This is a genomic window from Cupriavidus sp. GW823-FHT06D04, assembly GCF_058795055.1.
In genome coordinates this window covers 47,039-69,745 of record NZ_JBXAHL010000039.1, presented here as the reverse complement: position 1 = coordinate 69,745, position 22,707 = coordinate 47,039, and the positions used below count along the sequence as shown (strand labels likewise).

Annotated in this window: 22 protein-coding genes and 1 tRNA gene; 16 read left to right on the top strand and 7 right to left on the bottom strand. The window is 67.0% G+C overall.

All coding sequences use genetic code 11. From position 1 onward, the window contains the following. Nucleotides 1–171 precede the first annotated feature (171 nt). From accD to AC1Q7H_RS32620, 6 genes are all read left to right on the top strand, one after another. On the top strand, nucleotides 172–1,044 hold the full coding sequence (gene accD, locus AC1Q7H_RS32645) for an acetyl-CoA carboxylase, carboxyltransferase subunit beta (protein WP_013957407.1): 873 nt from the start codon (nucleotides 172–174) through the stop codon (nucleotides 1,042–1,044). A gap of 157 nt (nucleotides 1,045–1,201) precedes the next feature. Next, nucleotides 1,202–2,512 (top strand): bifunctional tetrahydrofolate synthase/dihydrofolate synthase, encoded by a 1,311-nt coding sequence (gene folC, locus AC1Q7H_RS32640; RefSeq protein WP_013957406.1) that lies wholly within the window; start codon nucleotides 1,202–1,204, stop codon nucleotides 2,510–2,512. A 108-nt stretch (nucleotides 2,513–2,620) separates the two neighbouring features. Next, complete coding sequence (locus AC1Q7H_RS32635) at nucleotides 2,621–3,349, top strand: SPOR domain-containing protein (protein WP_013957405.1); 729 nt, start codon at nucleotides 2,621–2,623, stop codon at nucleotides 3,347–3,349. A 42-nt stretch (nucleotides 3,350–3,391) separates the two neighbouring features. Then, nucleotides 3,392–3,889, top strand: coding sequence for a CvpA family protein (locus AC1Q7H_RS32630; protein WP_013957404.1), 498 nt, complete (start codon nucleotides 3,392–3,394; stop codon nucleotides 3,887–3,889). 103 nt (nucleotides 3,890–3,992) lie between these two features. Further along, on the top strand, nucleotides 3,993–5,522 hold the full coding sequence (gene purF, locus AC1Q7H_RS32625; RefSeq protein WP_013957403.1) for an amidophosphoribosyltransferase: 1,530 nt from the start codon (nucleotides 3,993–3,995) through the stop codon (nucleotides 5,520–5,522). Between the two features lie 340 nt (nucleotides 5,523–5,862). Then, complete coding sequence (locus tag AC1Q7H_RS32620) at nucleotides 5,863–7,068, top strand: O-succinylhomoserine sulfhydrylase (protein ID WP_013957402.1); 1,206 nt, start codon at nucleotides 5,863–5,865, stop codon at nucleotides 7,066–7,068. 4 nt (nucleotides 7,069–7,072) lie between these two features. Here the strand turns inward: AC1Q7H_RS32620 and AC1Q7H_RS32615 are convergent, their stop codons facing one another. After that, nucleotides 7,073–7,318 carry a hypothetical protein gene (locus AC1Q7H_RS32615; protein WP_492378282.1) on the bottom strand — a complete coding sequence of 82 codons (246 nt, stop codon included), beginning with the start codon at nucleotides 7,316–7,318 and terminating at the stop codon, nucleotides 7,073–7,075. Here AC1Q7H_RS32615 and AC1Q7H_RS32610 point away from each other — a divergent pair. After that, on the top strand, nucleotides 7,285–7,518 hold the full coding sequence (locus tag AC1Q7H_RS32610) for an SMR family transporter (RefSeq protein ID WP_371827374.1): 234 nt from the start codon (nucleotides 7,285–7,287) through the stop codon (nucleotides 7,516–7,518). The genes AC1Q7H_RS32615 and AC1Q7H_RS32610 overlap by 34 nt on opposite strands. A 63-nt stretch (nucleotides 7,519–7,581) precedes the next feature. On the opposite strand, the gene AC1Q7H_RS32605 is transcribed toward AC1Q7H_RS32610, so the two are convergent. The 3 genes from AC1Q7H_RS32605 to rpsU all read right to left on the bottom strand — a co-directional run bounded on the left by AC1Q7H_RS32605 (nucleotide 7,582) and on the right by rpsU (nucleotide 9,786). Next, the gene (locus tag AC1Q7H_RS32605; RefSeq protein ID WP_013957400.1) at nucleotides 7,582–8,445 is read right to left on the bottom strand and encodes an ABC transporter permease; all 864 of its coding nucleotides are present in this window, start codon (nucleotides 8,443–8,445) and stop codon (nucleotides 7,582–7,584) included. Between the two features lie 14 nt (nucleotides 8,446–8,459). Continuing rightward, nucleotides 8,460–9,371, bottom strand: a complete 912-nt coding sequence (nodI, locus tag AC1Q7H_RS32600; RefSeq protein WP_022535960.1) for a nodulation factor ABC transporter ATP-binding protein NodI — start codon at nucleotides 9,369–9,371, stop codon at nucleotides 8,460–8,462. A gap of 202 nt (nucleotides 9,372–9,573) precedes the next feature. Continuing rightward, a complete protein-coding gene (gene rpsU / locus AC1Q7H_RS32595; protein ID WP_010814647.1) occupies nucleotides 9,574–9,786 on the bottom strand; it encodes a 30S ribosomal protein S21 in 213 nt (70 codons plus the stop codon). Between the two features lie 390 nt (nucleotides 9,787–10,176). Between rpsU and AC1Q7H_RS32590 the strand changes: the two genes are divergently transcribed. The 7 genes from AC1Q7H_RS32590 (at nucleotide 10,177) to AC1Q7H_RS32560 (ending at nucleotide 18,583) form a co-directional block, all read left to right on the top strand. Beyond that, on the top strand, nucleotides 10,177–13,026 hold the full coding sequence (locus AC1Q7H_RS32590; RefSeq protein WP_492378283.1) for a DUF4118 domain-containing protein: 2,850 nt from the start codon (nucleotides 10,177–10,179) through the stop codon (nucleotides 13,024–13,026). A gap of 31 nt (nucleotides 13,027–13,057) precedes the next feature. Further along, on the top strand, nucleotides 13,058–13,753 hold the full coding sequence (kdpE, locus tag AC1Q7H_RS32585; protein WP_211979968.1) for a two-component system response regulator KdpE: 696 nt from the start codon (nucleotides 13,058–13,060) through the stop codon (nucleotides 13,751–13,753). Nucleotides 13,754–13,926: 173 nt separating this feature from the next. Further along, nucleotides 13,927–14,316 (top strand): cupin domain-containing protein, encoded by a 390-nt coding sequence (locus AC1Q7H_RS32580; protein ID WP_013957396.1) that lies wholly within the window; start codon nucleotides 13,927–13,929, stop codon nucleotides 14,314–14,316. A gap of 50 nt (nucleotides 14,317–14,366) precedes the next feature. Further along, a complete protein-coding gene (locus AC1Q7H_RS32575) occupies nucleotides 14,367–15,344 on the top strand; it encodes a Bug family tripartite tricarboxylate transporter substrate binding protein (RefSeq protein ID WP_013957395.1) in 978 nt (325 codons plus the stop codon). A 59-nt stretch (nucleotides 15,345–15,403) separates the two neighbouring features. Further along, entirely contained in the window at nucleotides 15,404–16,570 is a 1,167-nt protein-coding gene (locus tag AC1Q7H_RS32570) for an acyl-CoA dehydrogenase family protein (protein ID WP_211979967.1), read from the top strand. Nucleotides 16,571–16,582: 12 nt separating this feature from the next. Further along, on the top strand, nucleotides 16,583–17,746 hold the full coding sequence (locus AC1Q7H_RS32565; RefSeq protein WP_492378284.1) for a CaiB/BaiF CoA transferase family protein: 1,164 nt from the start codon (nucleotides 16,583–16,585) through the stop codon (nucleotides 17,744–17,746). A 69-nt stretch (nucleotides 17,747–17,815) separates the two neighbouring features. Further along, a complete protein-coding gene (locus AC1Q7H_RS32560; RefSeq protein ID WP_013957392.1) occupies nucleotides 17,816–18,583 on the top strand; it encodes an IclR family transcriptional regulator in 768 nt (255 codons plus the stop codon). 105 nt (nucleotides 18,584–18,688) lie between these two features. Here the strand turns inward: AC1Q7H_RS32560 and AC1Q7H_RS32555 are convergent. The 3 genes from AC1Q7H_RS32555 to fdxA form a co-directional block, all read right to left on the bottom strand. Further along, nucleotides 18,689–18,764, bottom strand: a tRNA-Asn gene (locus tag AC1Q7H_RS32555). A gap of 243 nt (nucleotides 18,765–19,007) precedes the next feature. Continuing rightward, nucleotides 19,008–20,117, bottom strand: a complete 1,110-nt coding sequence (locus AC1Q7H_RS32550; RefSeq protein WP_013957391.1) for an NAD(P)/FAD-dependent oxidoreductase — start codon at nucleotides 20,115–20,117, stop codon at nucleotides 19,008–19,010. A gap of 77 nt (nucleotides 20,118–20,194) precedes the next feature. Next, nucleotides 20,195–20,518 (bottom strand): ferredoxin FdxA, encoded by a 324-nt coding sequence (gene fdxA, locus AC1Q7H_RS32545; RefSeq protein ID WP_010814656.1) that lies wholly within the window; start codon nucleotides 20,516–20,518, stop codon nucleotides 20,195–20,197. Nucleotides 20,519–20,833: 315 nt separating this feature from the next. Here fdxA and AC1Q7H_RS32540 point away from each other — a divergent pair, with 315 nt between their 5' ends. Both AC1Q7H_RS32540 and pncB read left to right on the top strand, forming a co-directional pair. Then, nucleotides 20,834–21,406 carry a hypothetical protein gene (locus AC1Q7H_RS32540; RefSeq protein ID WP_013957390.1) on the top strand — a complete coding sequence of 191 codons (573 nt, stop codon included), beginning with the start codon at nucleotides 20,834–20,836 and terminating at the stop codon, nucleotides 21,404–21,406. Nucleotides 21,407–21,481: 75 nt separating this feature from the next. Continuing rightward, nucleotides 21,482–22,660, top strand: a complete 1,179-nt coding sequence (gene pncB, locus AC1Q7H_RS32535) for a nicotinate phosphoribosyltransferase (protein WP_492378285.1) — start codon at nucleotides 21,482–21,484, stop codon at nucleotides 22,658–22,660. Nucleotides 22,661–22,707 lie beyond the last annotated feature (47 nt).

The following is a 22,707-nucleotide window of genomic DNA, read 5'->3' as shown; positions in this document are numbered from 1 at the left end:
ATGCCGGCCCGGCAAACCTTGTGGAGTGATGTGTTGTGCGCAAATCGCGCGTTGCGCTTCGAGGTCACCGGGCCGGCATGGTAAATTCGCGGGTTGATTCCCTGCCATCCGCCAACAGGCGTCCCGACACCGGGCTTGCCGGCGGACCGCAGTCATCCGAAAGGAGCTTTCATGAGCTGGTTGGATAAACTCCTGCCCCCCAAGATTCAACAGACCGACCCCAGCACCCGCAAGGGCATCCCTGAGGGGTTGTGGGTCAAGTGCCCGTCGTGCGAGTCCACCCTGTACCGGACCGACGTCGAGGCCAACCTGCACGTCTGCCCCAAGTGCGACCACCATATGCGCATCGGCGCACGGGCGCGCCTGGACGGGCTGCTGGACGCCGAAGGCCGCTATGAGATCGGCCAGGAGATCGTGCCGGTCGACGCCCTCAAGTTCAAGGATTCCAAGAAGTACCCGGACCGCATCAAGGCCGCCATGGACGACACCGGCGAGACCGATGCCATGGTGGTGATGGGCGGTGCCATCCACACCATCCCGGTGGTGGTGAGCTGCTTCGAGTTCGAGTTCATGGGCGGTTCGATGGGCTCGGTGGTGGGTGAGCGCTTCGTGCGCGGCGCGAAGGCCGCGCTGGAGCAGAAGGTGCCGTTCATCTGCTTTACCGCCACCGGCGGGGCGCGCATGCAGGAAAGCCTGCTGTCGCTGCTGCAGATGGCCAAGACCACCTCGATGCTGAACCAGCTGAGCGCGGCCAAGCTGCCGTTCATCAGCGTGCTGACCGACCCGACCATGGGCGGCGTATCGGCCAGCTTCGCCTTCCTGGGCGATGTGGTGATCGCCGAGCCCAAGGCGCTGATCGGCTTTGCCGGCCCGCGAGTGATCGAGCAGACCGTGCGCGAGAAGCTGCCGGAAGGCTTCCAGCGCTCGGAATTCCTGATCCAGAAGGGCGCCATCGACATGATCGTCGACCGCCGCAAGATGCGCGCGGAACTGGCGCAGCTGCTGGCGCTGCTGCAGAAGCAGCCGGCCGACGCGGTGGCATAACAACGTCTGCATGGCAGATCAAGGGCGCGGGTGGTTGACGCGCCTTTCGCTTTTCTTGGCCGCCCCGGCCGCTATCTCGGGGCCGGGCGCAAGCCTGGCCTTGACTTTGCCGCTGGCTGGCCAAATCTGGTAGCAACAGCTTTTCCTCGCACCCCACATGCCTGTCTTCCATACGCTCCCCGAATGGCTTGCCCATCTCGAAACCGCCCATCCCGTGGGCATCGACATGGGCCTGGCGCGCATCACGCGCGTGAAGGAGGCCCTCGGGCTGCGCATCGACGCTGTGGTGTTCACGGTGGGCGGCACCAACGGCAAGGGCTCTACCTGCGCGATGCTAGAGCGCATCCTGCTGGAGGCCGGCTACAAGGTGGGCTGCCATACCTCGCCGCACCTGATCTCGTTCAACGAGCGCGCCCGCATCAATGGCGAGATCGCCACCGATGCGCAGCTGCTGCCGCATTTCGAGGCGGTCGAGCGCGCACGCAACAGCTTTGCCGACCCGGTCAGCCTGACGTACTTCGAGTTCACCACGCTGGCGATCATCCATGCCTTCGCCGCGGCCGGGCTGGACGCGATCATCCTGGAAGTAGGCCTGGGCGGGCGGCTGGACGCGGTCAACGTAATCGATACCGACTGCGCCATCGTCACCAGCGTCGATATCGACCATACCCAGTACCTGGGCCATACGCGCGAGGAAATCGGCTTCGAGAAGGCCGGCATCTTCCGCCCGGGCGTGCCCGCGATCTGTGGCGACCCGATGCCTCCCAAGTCGCTGGTGGCGCACGCCGAAGCGGTCGGCGCCGAGTTGTGGCTGGTGGGGCGCGATTACCATTTCCACGCCGCCAAGGGCCAGGAGCGCCAGCAATGGGACTGGAGCGGCGGCGGGCGCAAGCTTAACGGCCTGGGCTACCCGGCGCTGCGCGGGGCCAACCAGCTGCTCAACGCGGCGGCGGCGCTGGCCGCGCTGCAGGCCATGCGCCCGCGCCTGCCGGTCAGCGCACAGGAAGTGCGCAACGGGCTGGCCTTTGTCGAGCTGCCGGGACGCTTCCAGGTGCTGCCGGGGCGCCCGGCGGTGATTCTGGACGTGGCGCACAATCCGCATGCGGCGGCCACGCTGGGGCAAAACCTGGAGAACATGGGGTTCTTCCGCTACACCTATGCGGTGTTCGGCGCGATGCAGGACAAGGACATCGCCGGGGTGCTGCAGCACGTGGCCGACAAGGTCGACCACTGGTGCCTGTGCGACCTGCCGACCGAGCGCGCCGCCAGTGCCGCGGACCTGCTGGCCAAGCTGGACGCGGGCGGATTCCGCCCCGGGCCGGACGCCACCGCGGCCTGCTTTTCCAGCCCCGAGGCGGCATTCCGCGATGCCATCGAGCGAGCCACCGAGAATGATAGAATTCTGGTCTTCGGATCGTTCTATACCGTCGCCGGCGTGATGGCCTATCGTGCCACGCAGGCTAACTGAAGCAGGCGCCCCGGCGCCCGCTGACCTGGCAACCCCGGCGGCCTTGGCCGATCAATGAGCGGCAAACGCAACGAGCGGCCCCACAAGGCCGTATCACCGAACCAATCTATGGGCCTGCTTTCGCTGTTTTCTTCCCGCAAGGGCAACGACCCGGCACCCGAGCGTGCGCGGCGCCAGCGCACCGACACGGGTGCAGGCATTGCCTCGTCGCGCCGTCTGGCCGATGACTATGCCGACGATACGCTCGACCCCGAATTTCCGCAGAAGCAGCGCGCGCGCCGCCGCCTGATCGGCGCCGTGGTGCTGATGGTGGCCGCCGTGATCGTGCTGCCGATCGTGTTCGAGACCAAGCCGCGGCCGGTGTCCGAGGACGTCTCGGTAAAGGTCGCAAACGGGGTCACGGGCGCGCAGGGGGCGCAGAAGCCCCGCGTCGAGCCGCGCAAGGCCGACCCGCTGCCGCCTACGCCGGCGGCGCGCAATGATGCCGAGGCGCTGGACGCCGGCGAGGAAATCGTCAGCGCGCCCAAGCCTGCGGCCACCGCCGCAGCCGCCGCGGACAAGCCCGCGCAACGGGCTGAAGCCAAGCCCGAAGCCAAGCTGCCGGGCAGCGGCAAGTACCTGATCCTGATCGGCGCCTTTTCTTCCGAAGAGCGCGCCAAGGGCTGGCTGGCCAAGCTCAAGGCGAGCAAGGTCCCGGCCTATGTCGAAAAGAAAATGCTGGCCGATGGCGAGCGCATCCTGCTGCGTGCCGGCCCCTTCAGCGACCGTGACGCCGCCGACGCCGCCGACAAGCGCGTGCGCGCGGTGGGGCTGACCTCGAAGGTCGTGGAACAGTAAGGGGCAAGCACGGCCGGCGCCTGTGCCCGGCCGCAAGCAACGATGCAGCCGACTTTCTTCGACTATGCCGTGGTCTTCATCCTGCTGGCCTCGGGCGTGCTCGGCGTGCTGCGCGGCCTGGTGCGCGAGGTGCTCTCGCTGATCGGCTGGGTGGTGGCGTTCTGGGTGGCGTTCCGCTATGGCGCGGTGGCCGCGGGCTGGATGCCTGAATCGATGCCTGGCGGCGAGCTGGCGCGCCATGCGCTGGGCTTCGTGGTGCTGCTGATCGGCACCGTGCTGGGCGCCTCGCTGGCCGGCATGGTGGTCGGGCAGCTGCTGGAGAGCACCGGGCTCAAGCCCGCCGACCGCGGGCTGGGACTGGTGTTCGGCCTGCTGCGCGGCGTGCTGCTGGTGATGGTGATGGTCACGCTGGCCAGCTTGACGAAATTGCCGGAAGAACCGTTCTGGCGCGACGCGGTGAGCCGCCCTTATGTGATGCAGGCCATGGAATCGGTGAAGCCATGGCTGCCGCCGGAGCTGGCGAAGTACGTCAAGACATGAAGCCGGGCATGGTGCCCGGTCGGTAGTACGCAGGCCTTTGGTCCGGGGGATTTCCGGACCAGGCTGCGCCCCCTGATTCAAAGCCTTTCCTGGGAGCTTGGCAATGTGCGGTATCGTCGGTGTGGTTTCAGCCACGCCTGTCAACCAATTGATTTACGACAGCCTGCTGTTGTTGCAACATCGCGGACAGGATGCTGCCGGCATCGCCACCGCCAACGGCAGTACTTTCCACATGCACAAGGCCAACGGCCTGGTGCGCGATGTCTTCCGCACGCGCAACATGCGCAGCCTGCCTGGCGCCGCCGGTATCGGCCAGGTGCGCTATCCGACCGCCGGCTCGGCATCCAGCGAGGAAGAAGCGCAGCCGTTCTACGTGAACGCGCCCTATGGCGTGATCCTGGCGCATAACGGCAACCTGACCAACTGGGAGCAGCTGCGCGAGGAGATGTTCCGCCGCGACCGCCGCCACATCAACACGCATTCGGACACCGAAGTGCTGCTGAACGTGCTGGCCGACGAGCTGCAGCGCGCCAGCAACGGCATGGCGCTGGACCCGGACACCATCTTCACGGCGGTCAGTGGCCTGCACCGCCGCGTGCGCGGTTCGTACGCCATCGCCGCGCAGATCGCCGGCTACGGCATGCTGGCCGTGCGCGACCCGTTCGGCATCCGCCCGCTGTGCCTGGGCAGCGTCGAGACCCCGACCGGCAAGGAATGGATGGTGGCATCCGAGTCCGTGGCGCTGGAAGGCATCGGCTACAAGCTCGAGCGCGACGTGGCGCCGGGCGAGGCCATCTTCATCGACCTGGACGGCAAGCTCTATACCAAGCTGTGCGCCGAGAACGCGGTGCTGACGCCGTGCATTTTCGAGTACGTCTACCTGGCCCGCCCGGATTCGTGCATCGACGGCGTGCCGGTCTATGACGCGCGCCTGCGCATGGGCGACTACCTAGCCGAGAAGATTCGCCAGGAAGTGTCGGCCGGCGACATCGACGTGGTCATGCCGATTCCCGATTCCAGCCGTCCGGCCGCGATGCAGGTGGCCAACCGCCTGGGCGTGAACTACCGCGAAGGCTTCTTCAAGAACCGCTACGTCGGCCGCACCTTCATCATGCCCGGCCAGGCGGTGCGCAAGAAGTCGGTGCGCCAGAAGCTCAACGCCATGGGTGTGGAGTTCAAGGGCAAGAACGTGCTGATCGTCGATGACTCGATCGTGCGCGGCACCACCTCGTTCGAGATCGTGCAGATGGCGCGCGACGCCGGCGCCAACAAGGTGATCTTCGCCTCGGCCGCGCCGCCGGTGAAGTACCCCAACGTGTACGGCATCGACATGCCGACCCGCAGCGAGCTGGTGGCCCATAACCGCACCCACGAAGAGATCGCGAAGATCATCGGCGCGGACAAGCTGGTGTACCAGGACGTGGAAGCGATGAAGCAGGCCGTGCGCGACATCAACCCGGCGCTGAAGGACTTCGATGCTTCATGCTTCGATGGCCGCTACATCACCGGCGATATCGACGAGGCCTACCTGAACCGCCTGGAAACGGCGCGCAGCCAGGCCGACCGCGACGGCACCAATGGCGACACCGAGCGCTCGCAACTGCACCTGCAGCGCTCCGGCGGCAACGAGTAAGCCGTGCCGCCGCTGTCCGCGCGTTGACGAATGCGGAGCCCGGCCGTAACATGGCCGGGCGTCGATTTGATAGTCAGCTTGCGGACGCGGGTCCAGCCCGAAACAGCTAAAGAGATGGCGGTCAGCAACGATTCCCGATGCGCAGTGCCCTCGCGGCGCAGCGATTTCCGGAAGCCGGCCGCCACAGCCTGAAGCCGAAGGCCATTCGCAGAACAGCAAGCCCGTCGATCCGACCACCCGATCGCACGGGCTTTTTTCATGGCCGCGCGCCTGTCCACCTGGCCGGCGCCGGCTCGTCGAAACCATCGCATTCGCGCGGGTACGACCGCGCCCCACCAGCATGAACGAACCGCTCAACCCCGAATCGCTCGGCATCGACACCCTCGGCGTGCGCGCCGGCACGCTGCGCAGCGAATTCATGGAGCACTCCGAGGCCATCTACCTGACCTCGAGCTTCTGCTTCAACAGCGCGGCCGAGGCCGCCGAACGCTTCGCCAACTCGGAAGAGGGCTTCACCTACTCGCGCTTCACCAACCCCACGGTGTCGATGTTCCAGTCGCGCCTGGCCGCGCTGGAAGGCGCGCAGGCCTGCATGGCGACCGCCTCGGGCATGAGCGCGATCCTGTCGGTGGTGCTGTCGTCGATGCAGGCGGGTGACCACCTGGTCAGCTCGCGCGCGATCTTCGGCTCGACCATGACGCTGTTCGGCAATATCTTCTCGAAGTTCGGCGTCGAGACCACCTTCGTCGACCCGAGCGACCTGAACGCGTGGCGTGCCGCGGTGCGCCCGAACACGAAACTGTTCTTCCTGGAAACGCCCTCGAACCCGCTGACCGAAGTGGCCGACATTGCCGCCGTGGCCGACATCGCGCACAACGCGAACGCCCTGCTGGTGGTCGACAACTGCTTCTGTTCGCCGGCGCTGCAGCAGCCGATGAAGTTCGGTGCCGACATCGTGGTGCATTCGGCCACCAAGCATATCGACGGCCAGGGCCGCGTGCTGGGCGGCGCGGTGCTGGGCACGCACGACTTCATCATGGGCAAGGTGTTCCCGTTCGTTCGCACCGCCGGCCCGACGCTGTCGGCCTTCAACGCCTGGGTGCTGCTCAAGGGCATGGAGACGCTGGCGATCCGCATGGAACGCCATTCGGCCAGCGCGCTGGCGCTGGCGCAGTTCCTGGAATCGCACCCGGCGGTGGCGCGTGTGTTCCACCCCGCGCTGAAGTCGCACCCGCAGCACGAGATCGCCATGCGCCAGCAAAGCGGCGGCGGCGCGATCGTGTCGTTCGAGCTGAAGGGCGCCACGCCCGAGCAGCAGCGCGCCAATGCCTGGCGCGTGATCGACAACACCCGGCTGTGCTCGATCACCGGAAACCTGGGCGACACCCGCACCACCATCACGCACCCGTACACCACCACGCACGCGCGCGTGAGCCCCGAGGCCAAGGCGGCCGCGGGCGTGGGCGAAGGGCTGATCCGCCTGGCGGTGGGGCTGGAGTCGGTCGGGGACCTGAAGGCCGACCTGCTGCGCGGCCTGGGCGACTGAGGGCTTACTGCGCCGGCTGTGCTGGTTGTGGCGGCGGGGGCGGCGCGGGTTCGTCGCTGCCGGCCACGGCCTTCACACCTGCGGCCGTGACGTCGTAGGTGGTGCTGACCGCGGTCGTCGCCACGCTGACAGCGGCTGATCCGACGGTAGCCACCGTCGACACCGCGGCACTGCCCACCGCCATCACCATGCAACCGGCCAGCGACGTCGTGGCGCATGCGGCCGCCAGCGCCAGGGTGGCGCGCTGCAAGGGGGCGGAATCTCCGCTATCGTTGCGCACGTTACGACGCAATCCGAGAAATCGAAATGGCATGGACACTGCTGGCCCTGGCAGGGCTGTTCGAGGTGGTATGGGCGATCGGGCTGAAGTACACCGAAGGTTTTACGCGGCACCGCGATCCTCGGCATCATACTCTTCCACCGCGGCGCGGCTGGCCTGCATCGGCCTGATCGTGTGCGGAATTGCCGGGCTCAAGCTGGCGGGCAGCGCCTGAAGCCCGGCATGCGGCAGTCTTAGCGCAGCAGCCGGCGCCGCAGCAGCACGAGGCATACCACCAGCGCCACCACTGCATAGGCGCCCAGCACCGCCAGGTGCAGGCCGACATCCTCCGACGGACGGCCCAGCATCAGCGGCCGGATCAGCGCCACTGCATGCGCTAGCGGCAGTACCTTGGTGGCTGCCTGCACGCCTTCGGGCAACTGTTCCAGCGGGAAGAACACGCCGGACAGCAGCAGCATCGGCGTCATCACCAGGGTCTGGTAGAACATGAAGAAGTCGTAGCTGGGCGCTAGCGCGGTGACGATCATCGCCAGCGCGGCAAAGGCAATGCCGGCCAGCACGATCACCGGCAGCGCCAGCAGCGCGCCGGGCATCTGCGCATAGCCGAGCGCGCCCGCCACCAGCATGATGGCCAGCCCGGACAGCACCGCCTTGCTGGCGGCCCAGGCGATCTCGCCCAGCACCACGTCGCCCAGCGTCAGCGGGGCATGCATGATCGCCTCCCAGGTGCGCTGCACGTGCATGCGCGAGAACGCGGAATACATCGACTCGAAGCTGGCCGACATCATCACGCTGGACGCGGTGGTGCCGGCGGCCAGGAAGGCGATATACGACACGCCGTTGACCTGGCCCACCATCAGCCCCAGCCCGAGGCCGAGGCCGAACAGGTAGATCATGGGGTCTGCGAGGTTGCCGATCATCGACGGGATGGCCAGCTTCTTCCACACCATGTAGTTGCGGTACCAGACCATCATCCAGTTGCGCAGGTTGCGCGGCAGCAGCGGCTGCGGATAGCGCTGGCGCGGTGCCGCGGCAGCGTGGCCGCCAGCGGCCGCGGGGGCAGTGGTGGTATCCGCGCGGGGATCCTGTTCGCTCATGTCAGTCCCTCGGTTCAGTCCCGCATCTCGCGGCCGGTCAGCTTGAGGAACACGTCCTCCAGGTTGGCCGGGCGGTGCAGGTAGCGCACGCCGCTCCTGCCGTGCAGCGCCGCCAGCAGCGGGGCGGGCTCGCGCACATAGCAGAACAGCGTCTCGCCGCTCATTTCAGTACGTTGCGCCAGCGGCGTCAGGCTGCCGCGCAGCGTGTCCAGTTCATCGCCATAGACCTCGACCACGTCGCAGCCGATCTGGCTGTCGATCAACTCGTGCGGCTTGCCTTCGGCAATCTTGCGCCCGCCGTCGATCACGCACAGGTAGTTGCACAGCCGTTCGGCCTCTTCCATGAAGTGCGTGGTCAGCAGGATGGTCTTGCCGCTGGCCATCAGCGACTTCAGGCGCTCCCAGATCAGGTGGCGCGCCTGCGGGTCCAGGCCGGTGGTGGGCTCGTCCATCACCAGCAGGTCAGGGTCGTTGATCAGTGCGCGTGCGACGGTCAGGCGCCGGCGCATGCCGCCGGAGAGGTCGCGCACCTGGGCATCGGCGCGGTTCTCCAGCCGGGCGAATTCCAGCAGCATCGGCACGCGCCGCTCGATCTCGGCCGACGACAGCCCGAAGTAGCGCCCGAAGATGCGCAGGTTCTCGATCACCGAAAAATCCGGGTCGAGGTTGTCGAACTGCGGCACCACGCCCACGCGCATGCGCGCCTGCGGCGCGCGCTCGGGGATGGGTTCGCCGCACAGCGTGAGCGTGCCGGCCATGGGCGTGGTCAGGCCCAGCAGCAGGCGCAGCGTGGTGGTCTTGCCGGCGCCGTTGGGGCCCAGCAGGCCGAAGCACTGGCCGCGAAATACCTGGAGATCGAGGTCGTCGACCACGACCGTGTCGCCGTATTGCTTGCGCACCTTGCGCAACTCTAGGATGGCAGTCAAGGCAGGGTCCGGTGTGGCGCCGCACGGGCGCAATATCCGCCATTATGCCGGTCATCGGCGCAACGCTCAGGTGGCGCAGTGCAGCAAAAAAGCCGCGGCCGCAAAGCGCAGCGGGGCCGGCCTGGCGCGCGGGCATAAAAAAACCGCCAGCGAACTGGCGGTTTTTCTTGCCCGGCGGTGCCGGGCGGCGAAGCGTACTGGATCAGTACATCTTCTTCGGCAGCATCTGCATGCGCAGGCGCTTGCGCAGACGTGCTTCGGCGGCCTTCTTCTTGCGCTTGCGCTCGGTCGTCGGCTTCTCGTAAGCGGTGCGGCTCTTGAGTTCAACGATCAGGCCAGTCTGCAGAATGGCGCGACGGAAACGCCGCATCGCAACTTCAACGGGCTCACCGGGTTTCAAGACGATCTTAGTCAATTCAGTCCTTTAGGGGATTGCCGCAAGGAGCGGCTGGTTCACACGGGGGGAAACTGCGGTCGCCGGAGCGACTGGTATTGCACGCCGGGCTAATGCCCAGGTGCGCCCCCGCGAACCTGAAAGATGTGGACGTTTCAGTCCGTGCAACCAGTGTCAGGGGTGATAGCGCCAGGTCCTATACAACTGGAGCCTGACAGTACCGGTTTCCATGAATGCTATACGCCCGTAACTATGGCATGTATACGACGGCACTGTCAAGAATGTAGTGCAATGCGCGCGCGGGGCGCAGCGTCGGAATTCGCCGTTAGTCTATTTTGGCGCACTTTATGCCGCCGCCTGCGTGGCACAATCTGGCTGCGCTCCCGCCGCTGCGAGGCAAGAGTGCCCACCATGCCTGAGCCGCGCCAACCCGACGACCTTCGCCCCGACCCCGACCACCTGCTGCAGCGCATGCAGGCCGTCGGCGAACGCGCCGCGCGCGGGCGCCTGCGCATCTATTTCGGCGCTTCGGCCGGCGTCGGCAAGACCTTCGCCATGCTGGCCGCGGCGCGCGCGCAGCGCGAGCAGGGCGGCGACTTGGTGGTGGGCGTGGTCGAAACCCATGGCCGCGCCGAGACCGAGGCGCTGGCTGAAGGCATCGAGCGCGTGCCGCTGCACCGCGTCGACTATCGCGGCCGCACGCTGCAGGAATTCGATCTCGACGCCGCCCTGGCACGCCGGCCTGCACTGATCCTGGTGGATGAGCTGGCGCACAGCAACGCGCCCGGCAGCCGCCACCCCAAGCGCTGGCAGGACATCGCCGAGCTGCTGTCGGCCGGCATCGACGTCTGGACCACGGTCAACGTCCAGCACCTGGACAGCCTGAACGAGGCGGTGGCCAGCATCACTGGCATCCGCGTGCGCGAGACCGTGCCCGACGCGGTCTTCGACGATGCCGGCGAGGTGGTGCTGGTCGACCTGCCCGCCGACGAACTGCTGCGCCGCCTGCGCGAAGGGCGCGTGTACGTGCCCGAGCAGGCCCGCCATGCGGTGCAGAATTTCTTCCGCAAGGGCAACCTGATAGCGCTGCGCGAGCTGGCGCTGCGCCGCACTGCCGACCGCGTCGACGACGACGTGCGCGCCTACCGGCAGGAAGCCTCGATCGAGCCGGTCTGGCGCACGCGTGAAGCGGTGCTGGCCTGCATCGGCCACGGCAGCGATGCCGCACAGGTGGTGCGCAGCGCGCACCGGCTGGCCGGGCAGCTCGATTGCGACTGCCATGTGGTGACGGTGTCAGTACCGCGCCTGGCACCCGTGCCCGACGCCCAGCGCGAGCAGCTCGACGAAGCCATGCGGCTGGCCGAGGCGCTGGGCGGGCGTACCGAAACGCTGGCCGGCAGCGACATGGTGGCGGCGGTGGCCGGCTATGTGCGGCGGCATAACCTGACCAAGGTTTTGATCGGCCGGACGCCGGCGCGCTGGACCGATGGCGGGACTTCGTTGCCCGGCCGCGTGCAGGCGCTGCTGGCGCGCGCGCTGGCGCCGTGGCTGGGCGCGCGCGCGTGGCTGTTCGGGCGCACCAGTTTTGCCGATGCGCTGGCTGCGGCGTGTCCCGAGATCGACGTGATCCGCGTGGCGGCCGACAGCGTCCGGCAGGACACCCCCGGTGATGCGCGCATGCTGCCCGGCACCGAGCTGCCGCGGGAACAAGCCCGGCCTGCGCAGTGGCCGGGCCTGCTGTGGGCGGTGGCCTGGTGCGCCGGCGCCACCGCGCTGTCGGCGCTGGCGCGGCCGTGGTTCGACCTGGTCAATATTGCCATGCTGTTCCTGCTGGCGGTGGCCGGCGTGGCGCTGCGCCACGGACGCGCCGCGGGCGCGTTCGCCTCGCTGGTGGCGGTGGGGGCGTTTGATTTCTTCTTCGTGCCGCCACAGCTGTCGTTTGCGGTCAGCGACGTGCAATACCTGGTGACCTTCCTGGTGATGCTGGCAGTCGGGCTGGTGATCGGCCAGCTGACGGCCGGCCTGCGCGAGCAGGCCCAGGTATCGGTGCAGCGCGAGACCGATGCGCGCACGCTGTACGAGCTGGCGCGCGAGCTGTCGGCGGCGCTGACCGACGCGCACATCGTCGGCATCGGCAGCCGCTTCCTGCGCGCGGCGTTCGATGCGCGTGCGGCGTTTTTCCTGGTCGGCGCGGACGGCCGGCTGCTGCCCGCGGCCACGGACGCCGAGGCCGGCGGCGCGGCACAGAGCGATGCCGTCGACCACGTGCTCGCGCAATGGGTCTTCAACCACGGCCAGCCGGCCGGCACCGGCACCGACACGCTGCCCTCCGGCACGGTGCTGTACCTGCCGCTGAAGGCGCCGATGCAGGTGCGCGGCGTGCTGGCGGTGGAGCCGCGCGCCTGGCGCGCGTTTGCGCAGCCCGCGCTGCGGCGCCAGGTCGATGTCTTTGCCACGCTGATCGCGATTGCGATCGAGCGGCTGCACTATGTCGAGGTGGCGCAGCAGGCGCTGCTGACGATGGAGTCCGAGCGCCTGCGCAGCTCGCTGCTGGCCGCGGTGTCGCACGACCTGCGCACGCCGCTGACCAGCCTGATCGGCATGGCCGAGACCCTGCAGCGCGGCACGCCGCCGCTGGCGCCGGAGGTGGCCGAGACCGTCGGCGCCATGCGCGACCAGGCGCGCCGCATGCACGCCATGGTGGCCAACCTGCTCGACATGGCGCGGCTGCAAAGCCGCAGTGTGGCGCTGCGCAAGGAATGGCAGTCGTTCGAAGAGCTGGCCGGCGCGGCGCTGGCGTCGCTGCGCGATGCGCTGGCGCGGCACCGCGTGGTGGTGGCCGACCTGTCGGCGCTGCCGCTGGTGGAATGCGATGGCGTGCTGATGGAGCGCGTGCTGTGCAACCTGCTGGAGAATGCGGCCAAGTACACCGCGCCGGGTACCGAGATCCGCGTGCGCGGCGAGGTCTCCGATGACGCCGTGCAGCTGGTCGTCGAGGACGACGGCCCCGGCGTGCCGGCGGCGATGGCGCGGCAGGTGTTCGAGAAATTCACCCGCGGCGAGCGCGAGTCCGCCACCACCGGGGTGGGCCTGGGGCTGGCCGTGTGCGAGGCCATCGTGCAGGCGCATGGCGGCAGCATCCGCGTCGAGCCGGTGCATGCGCGGGTGCAGGGCCAAGGCACCGGCGCGCGCTTCGTGGTCACGCTGCCGCGCGGCAACCCTCCGGTGCTGGAACCGGAAGCGGCCGGCTTGCCGGCCTGAACCCGACAATCTTTCAAGGATCCGACGCGTCATGCCATTCGAGTTCTCGCCCACGGTGCTGCTGGTGGAAGACGAGCCCCATATCCGCCGCTTCGTGCGCGCGGCGCTGCAGGACGAGGGCTGCACCGTGCACGAGGCCGAGTCGCTGCAGCGCGGGCTGATCGAGGCCGGCACGCGCCAGCCGGACCTGGTGATCCTGGACCTGGGGCTGCCCGATGGCGACGGCGTATCGATGATCGGCGACCTGCGCACCTGGACCGAAATGCCGGTGCTGGTGTTGTCGGCGCGCACCGGCGAGTCTGAGAAGATCCGCGCGCTCGACGCCGGCGCCGATGACTACCTGACCAAGCCCTTCGGCGTGGGCGAGCTGGTGGCGCGCCTGCGCGTGCTGCTGCGCCGCCATGTGCGTGCCGGCGCGCAGGGGCGGGCGCAGGTGGCCTTCGGCGAGATCGCCGTGGACCTGGCCAACCGCCAGGTCACGCGTGCGGGGGAGCCGGTGCACCTGACGCCGATCGAGTTCCGGCTGCTGGCGGTGCTGCTGGCGCATCGCGGCAAGGTCATGACCCACCGCGAACTGCTGCGCGAGGTGTGGGGGCCGTCGCATGCCGACAGCAGCCAGTACCTGCGCGTCTACATGGGGCACCTGCGGCACAAGCTGGAAGCCGACCCGGCCCAGCCTGCCTACCTGCTGACCGAGATCGGGGTGGGCTACCGCTTCGCCGGCTGACCACCGGGTCACTCCCAAAACGCATTTTTGCCGATCACGCGCCGCGTGAGGCTGGCGCTCGCCCGGCGCGCGTCCACTCCCGGTAAACCCGCAACGACATCGAAATCGTTTGACGAATAAATTCAACGGGATAAACTGTTATTCATAAATATGAATTAAGGCAGGAGCACCACATGCAGGACCAACCCGTCTATTTCATCTCGACCGACGACGTCGAGGGTTACCACCCCGCCAACCATGTCGGCACCCTCAACCGCCGGCTGATCGGGCCCGAGACCGTGGGCTCGCGGCACCTGGAAGTGATCCACGGCACCATCGAGAAGGGCAAGGGCGCGCTGCCGCATGCGCATCCCGGCATCGAGCAGGTCTGCTACGTGCTGGAAGGCCGCGCCGTGGCCGAGGTCGGCGGCCAGCGCAAGGAACTGGGCCCGGGCGACTGCTGCTTCTTCCCGCCGGACCAGATGCATGTGTTCACCGTGGTCAGCGACGAGCCGGCCAAAATTCTGGTCATCTATTCCCCGCCATACGAGGAATCCCCCGAGCGCGTGATACGGCCCGCATAAGACGCGGCTGGTCACGGCAAGGGATTTAACAACGACAGGAGACAACCACCGTGAAGTCCTTCAGGAACGCCTTTGCCAGCCTGGTGCTTGGGTGCACCGCGGCGCTGGCTGCCACCCCGGCGCTGTCGGCCGATGAATTCCCGTCCAGGCCGCTGCGCCTGGTGGTGCCGTTCGCTGCCGGCAGCGGCACCGATGCCGTGGCCCGCCTGACCGCCAAGTACCTGGGCGAGGCGCTGCAGCAGCCGGTGGTGGTGGACAACAAGCCCGGCGCCAACGGCACCATTGCCGCCGAGTTCGTGGCCAAGGCCCCGGCCGATGGCTACACGCTGTTCATGACCACCAACACCACGCATTCGGCCAACCCGTCGCTGATGAAGCAGCTGCGCTATGACCCGGTCAAGGATTTCACGCCGGTCTCGCGCATGGGCAACCTGCCGTTCATGCTGGTGGTCAACCCGGCGCTGCCGGTGAAGACGCTGCGTGAGTTCATCGACTATGCCAAGGCGCATCCGGGCCTGAGCTATGCCAGCGGCAACAGCACCGGCATCGTCTCGGGCGCCACGCTGTCGAAGATGGCCGGGCTGAACATGCTGCACGTGCCATACAAGAGCACGCCGCCGGCGATGACTGATGTCATGGGCGGCCAGGTGCAGGCGATGTTCGTCGACTTTGCCGCGGGCATCGCCAACGTGCGCGCCGGCAAGCTGCGTGCGCTGGCGGTGACCACCGCGCAGCGCAGCGCGCTGCTGCCCGACCTGCCGCCGCTGGCGAGCGTGCCGGAGCTGAAGGGTTTCGACGTGACCTCATGGAACGGCGTGTTCGCGCCGGCCGGGGTGCCGGCGCCGGTGGTGCAGCGGCTCAACCGTGAGCTGGTTGCCATTGCCACCAGCAAGCAGCATGCGCCGCAGTTCCACGCGCTGGGCTTCGAGCCGTTCGGCAGCACGCCGGCCGAGCTCAGCCAGTTTGTCGTGGCCGAGCTGCAGAAGTGGTCGCGGCTGGTGAAGGACGCAGGCATCCAGCCGGAATAGGCGTTCTTCAGGCAACCATCAGGCAACGAACAAGACAACGACATCAGGCAGGTAACGCTATGAATTTCGACCTCTCCGAAGAACAGGCATCCATCGTCGAGGCCGTGCAGCAGGTCTGCACGCAGTTCGACATGGAGTACTGGGACCGCCTGGACAAGTCCGGCACCTATCCGCACGAGTTCTACAAGACGCTGTGCGAAGGCGGCTGGCTGGGCGTGGCGATGCCCGAGGCGTTCGGCGGCGCGGGCCTGGGCATCCTGGAAGCGGCGCTGGTGATGCAGACCATCTCGCAGTCGGGCGCGGGCATGACCGGCGCCTCGGCGGTGCATATGAACGTGTTCGGCCTGAACCCGGTGGTGGTGTTCGGTACTGACGAACAGAAGAGCCGCTTCCTGCCGCCGCTGATCGCCGGCCAGGAGAAGGCCTGCTTCGGCGTGACCGAGCCCGACGCGGGGCTGGACACCACCAAGCTCAAGACGTTTGCGCGCAAGGTGCCGGGTGGCTATTCGGTGAGCGGGCGCAAGATCTGGATCTCGACCGCGCAGGTGGCCGACCGCATGCTGCTGCTGGCGCGCACCACGCCGCTGGAGTCGGTGAAGAAGTCGACCGAAGGGCTGTCGCTGTTCTACACCAAAGTCGACCGCAGCAAGATCGAGATCCGCGAGATCGACAAGATGGGCCGCGCCGCCGTCGATACCAACATGCTGTTTATCGACGACCTGTTCATCCCGGAGGAAGACCGCATTGGCGAAGAGGGCAGGGGCTTCGAATACATCCTGCACGGCCTGAACCCGGAGCGCATCCTGATCGCCGCCGAGGCCATCGGCCTGGGCCGCGCGGCGCTGGCCATCGCCACGCAGTACGCCAAGGAGCGCGTGGTGTTCGGCCGCCCCATCGGCATGAACCAGGGTGTGCAGCATCCGCTGGCGCAGGCCTGGATGCAGCTGGAATCGGCCAACCTGATGATGCTCAAGGCCGCCGCGCGCTATGACGCAGGCCAGTCCTGCGGCGCCGAGGCCAACACGGCGAAGTACCTCGCCGCCGAGGCCGGCCATAACGCGTGCCAGACTGCGATCCTGACGCTGGGCGGCATGGGCTACTCGCGCGAGTACCGCGTCGAGCGGCTGCTGCGCGAGTCCTATATCCCGCGCATCGCGCCGGTCAGCCCGCAGCTGATCATGTGCTTTATCGCCGAGCGCGTGCTGGGTTTGCCCAAGTCGTACTGAGCGGGAGCGACGATGCAAGCAGAGCAAGCGCAGGCGAGCGCGGCCACCGGGCCGCTGGCCGGCATCCGCGTGATTGACATGACCTCGGTCGCGATGGGGCCGTATGCCACGCAGATCCTCGGCGACATGGGCGCCGAAGTCATCAAGGTCGAGCCGCCCGCCGGCGATGTGTTCCGCCATGCCGAGCCGGCGCGGCACGCAGCCATGGGCGCCAGCTTCCTGAACCTGAACCGCAACAAGCAGTTCGTGGTGCTGGACGTGAAGCAGCCCGACGACCTCGCCGCGCTGAAAGCCCTGATCGCCACGGCCGATGTCTTTGTCTCCAACGTGCGGCCGCAGTCGCTGCGCAAGCTTGGGCTGGACTATGCGTCGCTGCGCGCGGACCATCCGCGGCTGATCTACTGCGGCGCCTACGGCTATTCGGAGGAGGGTCCCTACGCGGGCGCGCCGGCATTCGACGACATCATCCAGGCGCGCAGCGGCATGGCGCAATTCCAGGGTGCCAATTCAAACGACGGTCCGCAGTACGTCAATACTATCCTGGCCGACAAGGTGGCCGGGCTGACCGTCGCTTACGCGATCCCGATGGCGCTGTACGAGCGCGAGCGCTCCGGCCAGGGCCAGGCCATCGAGGTGCCGATGTTCGAGACGCTGGTGTCCTTCCTCGCCACCGAGCAATTGGCCGGGCAGACCTTCATCCCGCCGCTCGGGCCGGCCGGCTATCCGCGCGTAATGTCGGCGCACCGCAAGCCCTATCGCACGCGCGACGGCCATGTTGCGCTGCTGCCCTATACCAGCGCCCAATGGCTGCGTTTTTTCGATGTGTCAGGCCATGCGGAACTGGCGCACGATCGGCGCTATGCCACCCCGGCGGCGCGCAGCGCCAATATCGACGCGCTCTACGCCACGCTGGCCGAAATCGTCGCGCAGCGCACCACGGTCGAATGGCTGGACCTGCTGCGCGACGCCGATATCCCGCACAGCGAAGTGCCGCATTTCGACAGCCTGGCCGACGATCCGCACCTGCGCGCCACCGGCATGATGTTCGAATACGACCATCCCAGCGAAGGGCGCCTGCGCGGGGTCGGCATCCCGACGCGCTTCTCGCGCACGCCCGGCAATATCCGCAGCTGGCCGCAGGCGTTGCCCGGGCCAGGCGGCGCGGAGGGCGGCTGACGCGCCATGCCGGTCGACTCCGCCGCGTACAATCCCGGCCAACAGATACTGAAGTCGAGGAAGCCTACGATGGCAGAAAACGAAGCAGCGGAGAAGTCCGGCTACGCCAGCGTCAAGACGGCGCTGCGCGTGATCGAGATCATGGAGATCTATGCGCGCGAAGGGCGCTCGCTGACGCTGACCGAGCTGGCCAGGCTGCTGGGCGCGCCGATGTCGAGCTGCCTGGGGCTGATCCGCACGCTGGCCTCGCTGGGCTACCTGTACGAGACCGGACGCCGCCAGGGCTACTACCCGACGCGCCGGCTGCTCGATATCGCCCAGCGCATCGCGCGCAACGACCCGCTGCTGGAGCGCGTGCAGCCGGTGCTGGAATCGCTGCGCGACACCACCGGCGAGACCGTGATCTTTGGCAAGCTGCAGGACGACGGGCGCGTGCTGTACCTGGAGGCGCGCGAATCCGCCAATCCGGTGCGCTATATCGCCGCGCCGGGCGAGCTGCGCGACGCGCATGTCAATTCGATCGGCCGCGCCATCCTGGGCGCAATGACGGCCAGCGCGCGCGGCGAGCTGCTCTCAGGCCTGTCGTTCGCCGCGCGCACGCCGCGCACCATCGGTTCGGCGCAGGAACTGGAAGCGATGATGCAGGCCTGGCAGAAGCAGGGTTGGTATCCGAATTTCGGTGAGTCGTTCCCGGACCTGGGGGCCATCGCCATGCCGGTAACGATGGGTGGCGTGACCTATGGCCTGTCGGTGGCGGGACCGCTGCATCGGGTCGAGGTTAATGCGGAGGCCATCGTCGCGGCACTGAAGGTTGCCAGCGCTTCGCTGCAGGGATGAGGTAGAACAGAGGAGGGCGTTGCGGCAACCGGTCTGCCGTGACGCTTTGCGCCGAAGCCCAAAACGAAAAAGCCCGGTGCGTTTGCACCGGGCTTCCGTATCGGTTGGCTCCCCGACCTGGGCTCGAACCAGGGACCTGCGGATTAACAGTCCGTCGCTCTACCGACTGAGCTATCGGGGAACAGCTGAGAAAGAAATTATAGCCAGTTTCTCTTTTCTTCGTCAACACCTTTTCGACATTTTGTTCTTGTCAGAAGGTGTCTGGAAGCTTCCGGCTTGCTGCCTGCCGTACGGTGCGAAGGGCATCTCTGCTGGCTTCGTGCCGTCGTGTCGAACAGCGAGGCCGCATTATAGCTACGGTTTTTGCTTTGTGCCAGAAAAAAACCGCCTTGCGGCGGTTTTTTTTCTACGGCACTCGCTCGGCTCAGTCGAATACCGGCGAATCCACGCCGAGGATCTTGTGCAGCTTCGGCGAGGTGGTGGTGTACTGCATGTGGATTTTCTTCTCGGGGAAGATATACGGCGCGGCACCGAACGCGGCCAGCGCGGCCTCGTGGAAGCCCGACAGGATCAGCTTCTTCTTGCCGGGGTAGGTGTTGATGTCGCCCACTGCGAAGATGCCCGGGATATTGGTCTCGAATTTCTCGGTGTCCACCTTGATCTGCTTGCGCTCCAGGTCCAGGCCCCACTCGGCGATCGGGCCCAGCTTGGGCGACAGGCCGAAGAACACCAGCAGGTCATCCACCGGCATGCGGCGGGTCACGCCGTCGGCGCCGGTCACCTTGATCTCGGTGAGCACGCCGTCCTTCTCTTCATAGCCGCCGATCTGGCCGACCACGAACTGCATTTCCAGCTGCTCGCACAGTTCCTTCATCTTGGCGACCGAGGCGGGCGCGGCGCGGAAGCCGTCGCGGCGGTGGATCATCACCACCGACTCGGCCTTGCCGACCAGGTCCAGCGTCCAGTCCAGCGCCGAATCACCGCCGCCGACGATCACCAGGTTGCGGCCATGGAAGCGGCTCGGGTCCTTGACGCGGTAGAACAGCTGCTTGCCGTCGAACTTGTCGAGGCCCTCGACCTTCAGTGTGCGCGGCTGGAACGAACCCACGCCGGCAGCGATGAAGATGGTCTTGGTGATGAAGCGGGTTCCGAGCGAGGTCTCGACGAAGAAGCGGCCGTCTTCGCGGCGCTCAACGACGGCGACTTCCTGGCCCAGGTGGAAGGTGGGCTCGAACGGCTCGATCTGCTTGAGCAGGTTGTCGGTCAGTTCCTGGCCGGTGCAGATGGGCACGGCCGGGATGTCGTAGATGGGCTTGTCCGGATAGAGTTCCACGCACTGGCCGCCGACCACCTTCAGGGAATCGATGACATGTGCCTTGATTTCGAGCAGGCCCAGTTCAAAGACCTGGAATAGGCCCACCGGGCCGGCACCGACGATCAGCGCATCGATTTCCTGTGGCTGGCCGCCTGCCGGGCTGCCGCCGTCGACCTGCTTGGTCGTGTCGGCGACGGGATTTGGAATGCTCAAGTCCATATTCGTCCTGATACGTTTGCGTGGGCCGCTTGTGCCCGGTATTGCGGAAAGCGCGTGGGGACGGCTTTCTTGTTCTGTCAGCGCTGCAGGTATTGCAGCTTGTCAGTGGCGTCCTTCCATTCCTCGGCCTCGGCCAGCGGGGCCTTGGTCTTGGTGATGGAGGGCCAGTTGCGGGCCAGTTCTGCGTTCAGGTCGATGAACTGCTGCTGGTCGCCCGGCACGTCTTCCTCGGCGTAAATGGCGTTCACCGGGCATTCGGCCACGCACACGGCGCAGTCGATGCACTCATCCGGGTCGATAGCCAGGAAGTTGGGGCCTTCGCGGAAACAATCGACCGGACACACGTCAACGCAGTCTGTGTAGCGGCAACGGATGCAGGATTCGGTGACAACGTGAGTCATTTCGGTTCCAAGAAAACAGGTCGGCTTTTAATGGGAAACTGTGGGGCCGCTTCTTGCCGGCGGACGCGCCGCTTCTACCGCATGGTGCCGCATGGCAGCATGGGCTGGACGAGCGCCGGCCGAGGCCTTTCGGAAAGCGATATTGTAGCCGAGGCTTCTGGCAAGAATAGCGGGTCTATATAGTCGGATCAGATAGTTTTCTTATTTCTTTATGTGGTTTTGATTTAACGCATGGCGGCCTGCTGGCATGTCGGCCCGCCAGCGGGCATGATGAAGGCCGCCAGCAGTCACTTGCATCCGTGCCGGGAGACCCGTATGCCACGCCAGCTTTGCCTTGCCAGCCATGCCAGCCTGCGGCGCAGTGCCGCGATGTGCCGGACCTTCGCGCCCATTGCTGTGCTGCTGACGGCATTTCTGGCGCCGATCGGGTCCGTTGCCGCCCAGACCCTGGTCCAGTCGCCGGGCATGGCCGACAGCGTGGTATCGCGCCTGGTGGCGTGGCGCGCGCGCACTGACGCGCCGGTCGCGCTGCCGGCGCTGACCGGGTTCGACTGGGACCACTTCAGCGTGACCGATTCGCCCGCGGGCGACGCCATCGCCCATTGCGGCCGGGCCGGCCTGATGCCGTGCGGGCCGCAGCTGCAGCCGCAGCCGGGCGACCGGGTGCAGGTGCTGCGCTTCGAGCGCGCCGGGGCGCAGGTCTACACCGAGCGCATCATGGCCGGCGACGGCGCCTTTGCCGAGCCGCTGCCGCAGCGGGTGCCGCGCGCCGCCGCCACGCTGGTGTCGTGCCCCGGCACAGACGGACGCCAGCTGTGGTGCCTGCAGGGCAAGGTAAAGGGCAGGGAGGCGCCGCGGCAGCCACAGCCCTTTCTCGATGGTGGTTGAGCGGCAAGAGTGGCCGGGCGCGGCCAGACTTCGGTTAGCATGATGTACTGACCCGGCATCGCCGTCTGGCCCGCTATGATCATCCCGTCCCTGCTCGACACCGACCTGTACAAATTCACGATGATGCAGGTGGTGCTGCATCAGTTCCCGCAGGCGCAAGTGGAATACCGCTTCAAGTGCCGCAACGCGGGCGTCGACCTGACGCCCTATATCGATGAGATCCGCACCGAGCTGGCACACCTGTGCCAACTGCGCTTCACCGACGACGAGCTCGCCTACCTGCGCGGCTTGCGCTTTATCAAGAGCGATTTCGTCGACTTCCTCGGCCTGTTCCACCTGAACGAGAAATATGTCTCGGTGCGGCCGTCCCCGCAGGGCAACGGCGAGATCGAGATCTCGATCATCGGCCCGTGGCTGCATACCATCCTGTTCGAAGTGCCGGTCCTGGCCATCGTCAACGAGGTCTATTTCCGCCGCACCCAGCCCAGGCCCGACCTGGCCGAAGGCCGCCGCCGGCTGGACCACAAGCTGGCCTTGCTGAAGACGCCCGAGTTGGCCGATTGCGTGATCGCCGACTACGGCACGCGCCGGCGCTTTTCGCGCGAATGGCAGGAAGAAGTGCTGCTGACCATGCGGCGCCTGCTGGGACGGCAGCTGGCCGGCACCAGCAACGTCCACTTTGCCCGCCTGCACAATATGGTGCCGCTGGGCACGATGGCGCATGAATACCTGCAGGCCTGCCAGGCCCTGGGCCCACGGCTGCGCGATTCGCAGGTGTACGCGCTGGAGCGCTGGGCGCGCGAGTACCGCGGCGACCTGGGCATCGCGCTGTCGGATACCTACGGCTTCGATGCCTTCCTGCGCGACTTCGACCTGTATTTCTGCAAGCTCTTCGACGGCGTGCGCCATGATTCCGGCGACCCGATGCTGTGGGGCGAGCGCATGGTCGCCCACTATGCCGCCAACCGCGTCGACCCGCGCACCAAGACGCTGATCTTCAGCGACAGTCTCGACATCCCGCGCGTGATCGAACTGTACGAGCGCTTCCATGGCCGCTGCCGGCTGGCCTTTGGCGTCGGCACCAACCTGACCAACGACCTCGGCTATACCCCGCTGCAGATCGTGATCAAGATGGTGCGCTGCAACGGGCAGCCGGTGGCCAAGCTGTCGGACACGCCGGAAAAGACCATGTGCGACGATCCCGGCTACCTGTCCTACCTGCGCCAGGTGTACTCGGTTCAGCCCGCGGCGTAGCAAAATTCAACACCTTGCGCCCGCCATCGCATGCTTTGCACGCGGCG

Coding starts and splice junctions, on each gene's coding strand:
- folC (WP_013957406.1), top strand. CDS start 1,202: ATGCCTGTCTTCCATACGCTCCCCGAATGGCTTGCCCATCTCGAAACC.
- fdxA (WP_010814656.1), bottom strand. CDS start 20,518: ATGACTCACGTTGTCACCGAATCCTGCATCCGTTGCCGCTACACAGAC.
- AC1Q7H_RS32570 (WP_211979967.1), top strand. CDS start 15,404: ATGAATTTCGACCTCTCCGAAGAACAGGCATCCATCGTCGAGGCCGTG.
- kdpE (WP_211979968.1), top strand. CDS start 13,058: ATGCCATTCGAGTTCTCGCCCACGGTGCTGCTGGTGGAAGACGAGCCC.
- AC1Q7H_RS32610 (WP_371827374.1), top strand. CDS start 7,285: ATGCGGCCGCCAGCGCCAGGGTGGCGCGCTGCAAGGGGGCGGAATCTC.
- AC1Q7H_RS32540 (WP_013957390.1), top strand. CDS start 20,834: ATGCCACGCCAGCTTTGCCTTGCCAGCCATGCCAGCCTGCGGCGCAGT.
- AC1Q7H_RS32560 (WP_013957392.1), top strand. CDS start 17,816: ATGGCAGAAAACGAAGCAGCGGAGAAGTCCGGCTACGCCAGCGTCAAG.
- AC1Q7H_RS32635 (WP_013957405.1), top strand. CDS start 2,621: ATGGGCCTGCTTTCGCTGTTTTCTTCCCGCAAGGGCAACGACCCGGCA.
- AC1Q7H_RS32630 (WP_013957404.1), top strand. CDS start 3,392: ATGCAGCCGACTTTCTTCGACTATGCCGTGGTCTTCATCCTGCTGGCC.
- accD (WP_013957407.1), top strand. CDS start 172: ATGAGCTGGTTGGATAAACTCCTGCCCCCCAAGATTCAACAGACCGAC.
- AC1Q7H_RS32580 (WP_013957396.1), top strand. CDS start 13,927: ATGCAGGACCAACCCGTCTATTTCATCTCGACCGACGACGTCGAGGGT.
- AC1Q7H_RS32605 (WP_013957400.1), bottom strand. CDS start 8,445: ATGAGCGAACAGGATCCCCGCGCGGATACCACCACTGCCCCCGCGGCC.
- pncB (WP_492378285.1), top strand. CDS start 21,482: ATGATCATCCCGTCCCTGCTCGACACCGACCTGTACAAATTCACGATG.
- AC1Q7H_RS32550 (WP_013957391.1), bottom strand. CDS start 20,117: ATGGACTTGAGCATTCCAAATCCCGTCGCCGACACGACCAAGCAGGTC.
- AC1Q7H_RS32620 (WP_013957402.1), top strand. CDS start 5,863: ATGAACGAACCGCTCAACCCCGAATCGCTCGGCATCGACACCCTCGGC.
- purF (WP_013957403.1), top strand. CDS start 3,993: ATGTGCGGTATCGTCGGTGTGGTTTCAGCCACGCCTGTCAACCAATTG.
- AC1Q7H_RS32590 (WP_492378283.1), top strand. CDS start 10,177: ATGCCTGAGCCGCGCCAACCCGACGACCTTCGCCCCGACCCCGACCAC.
- AC1Q7H_RS32565 (WP_492378284.1), top strand. CDS start 16,583: ATGCAAGCAGAGCAAGCGCAGGCGAGCGCGGCCACCGGGCCGCTGGCC.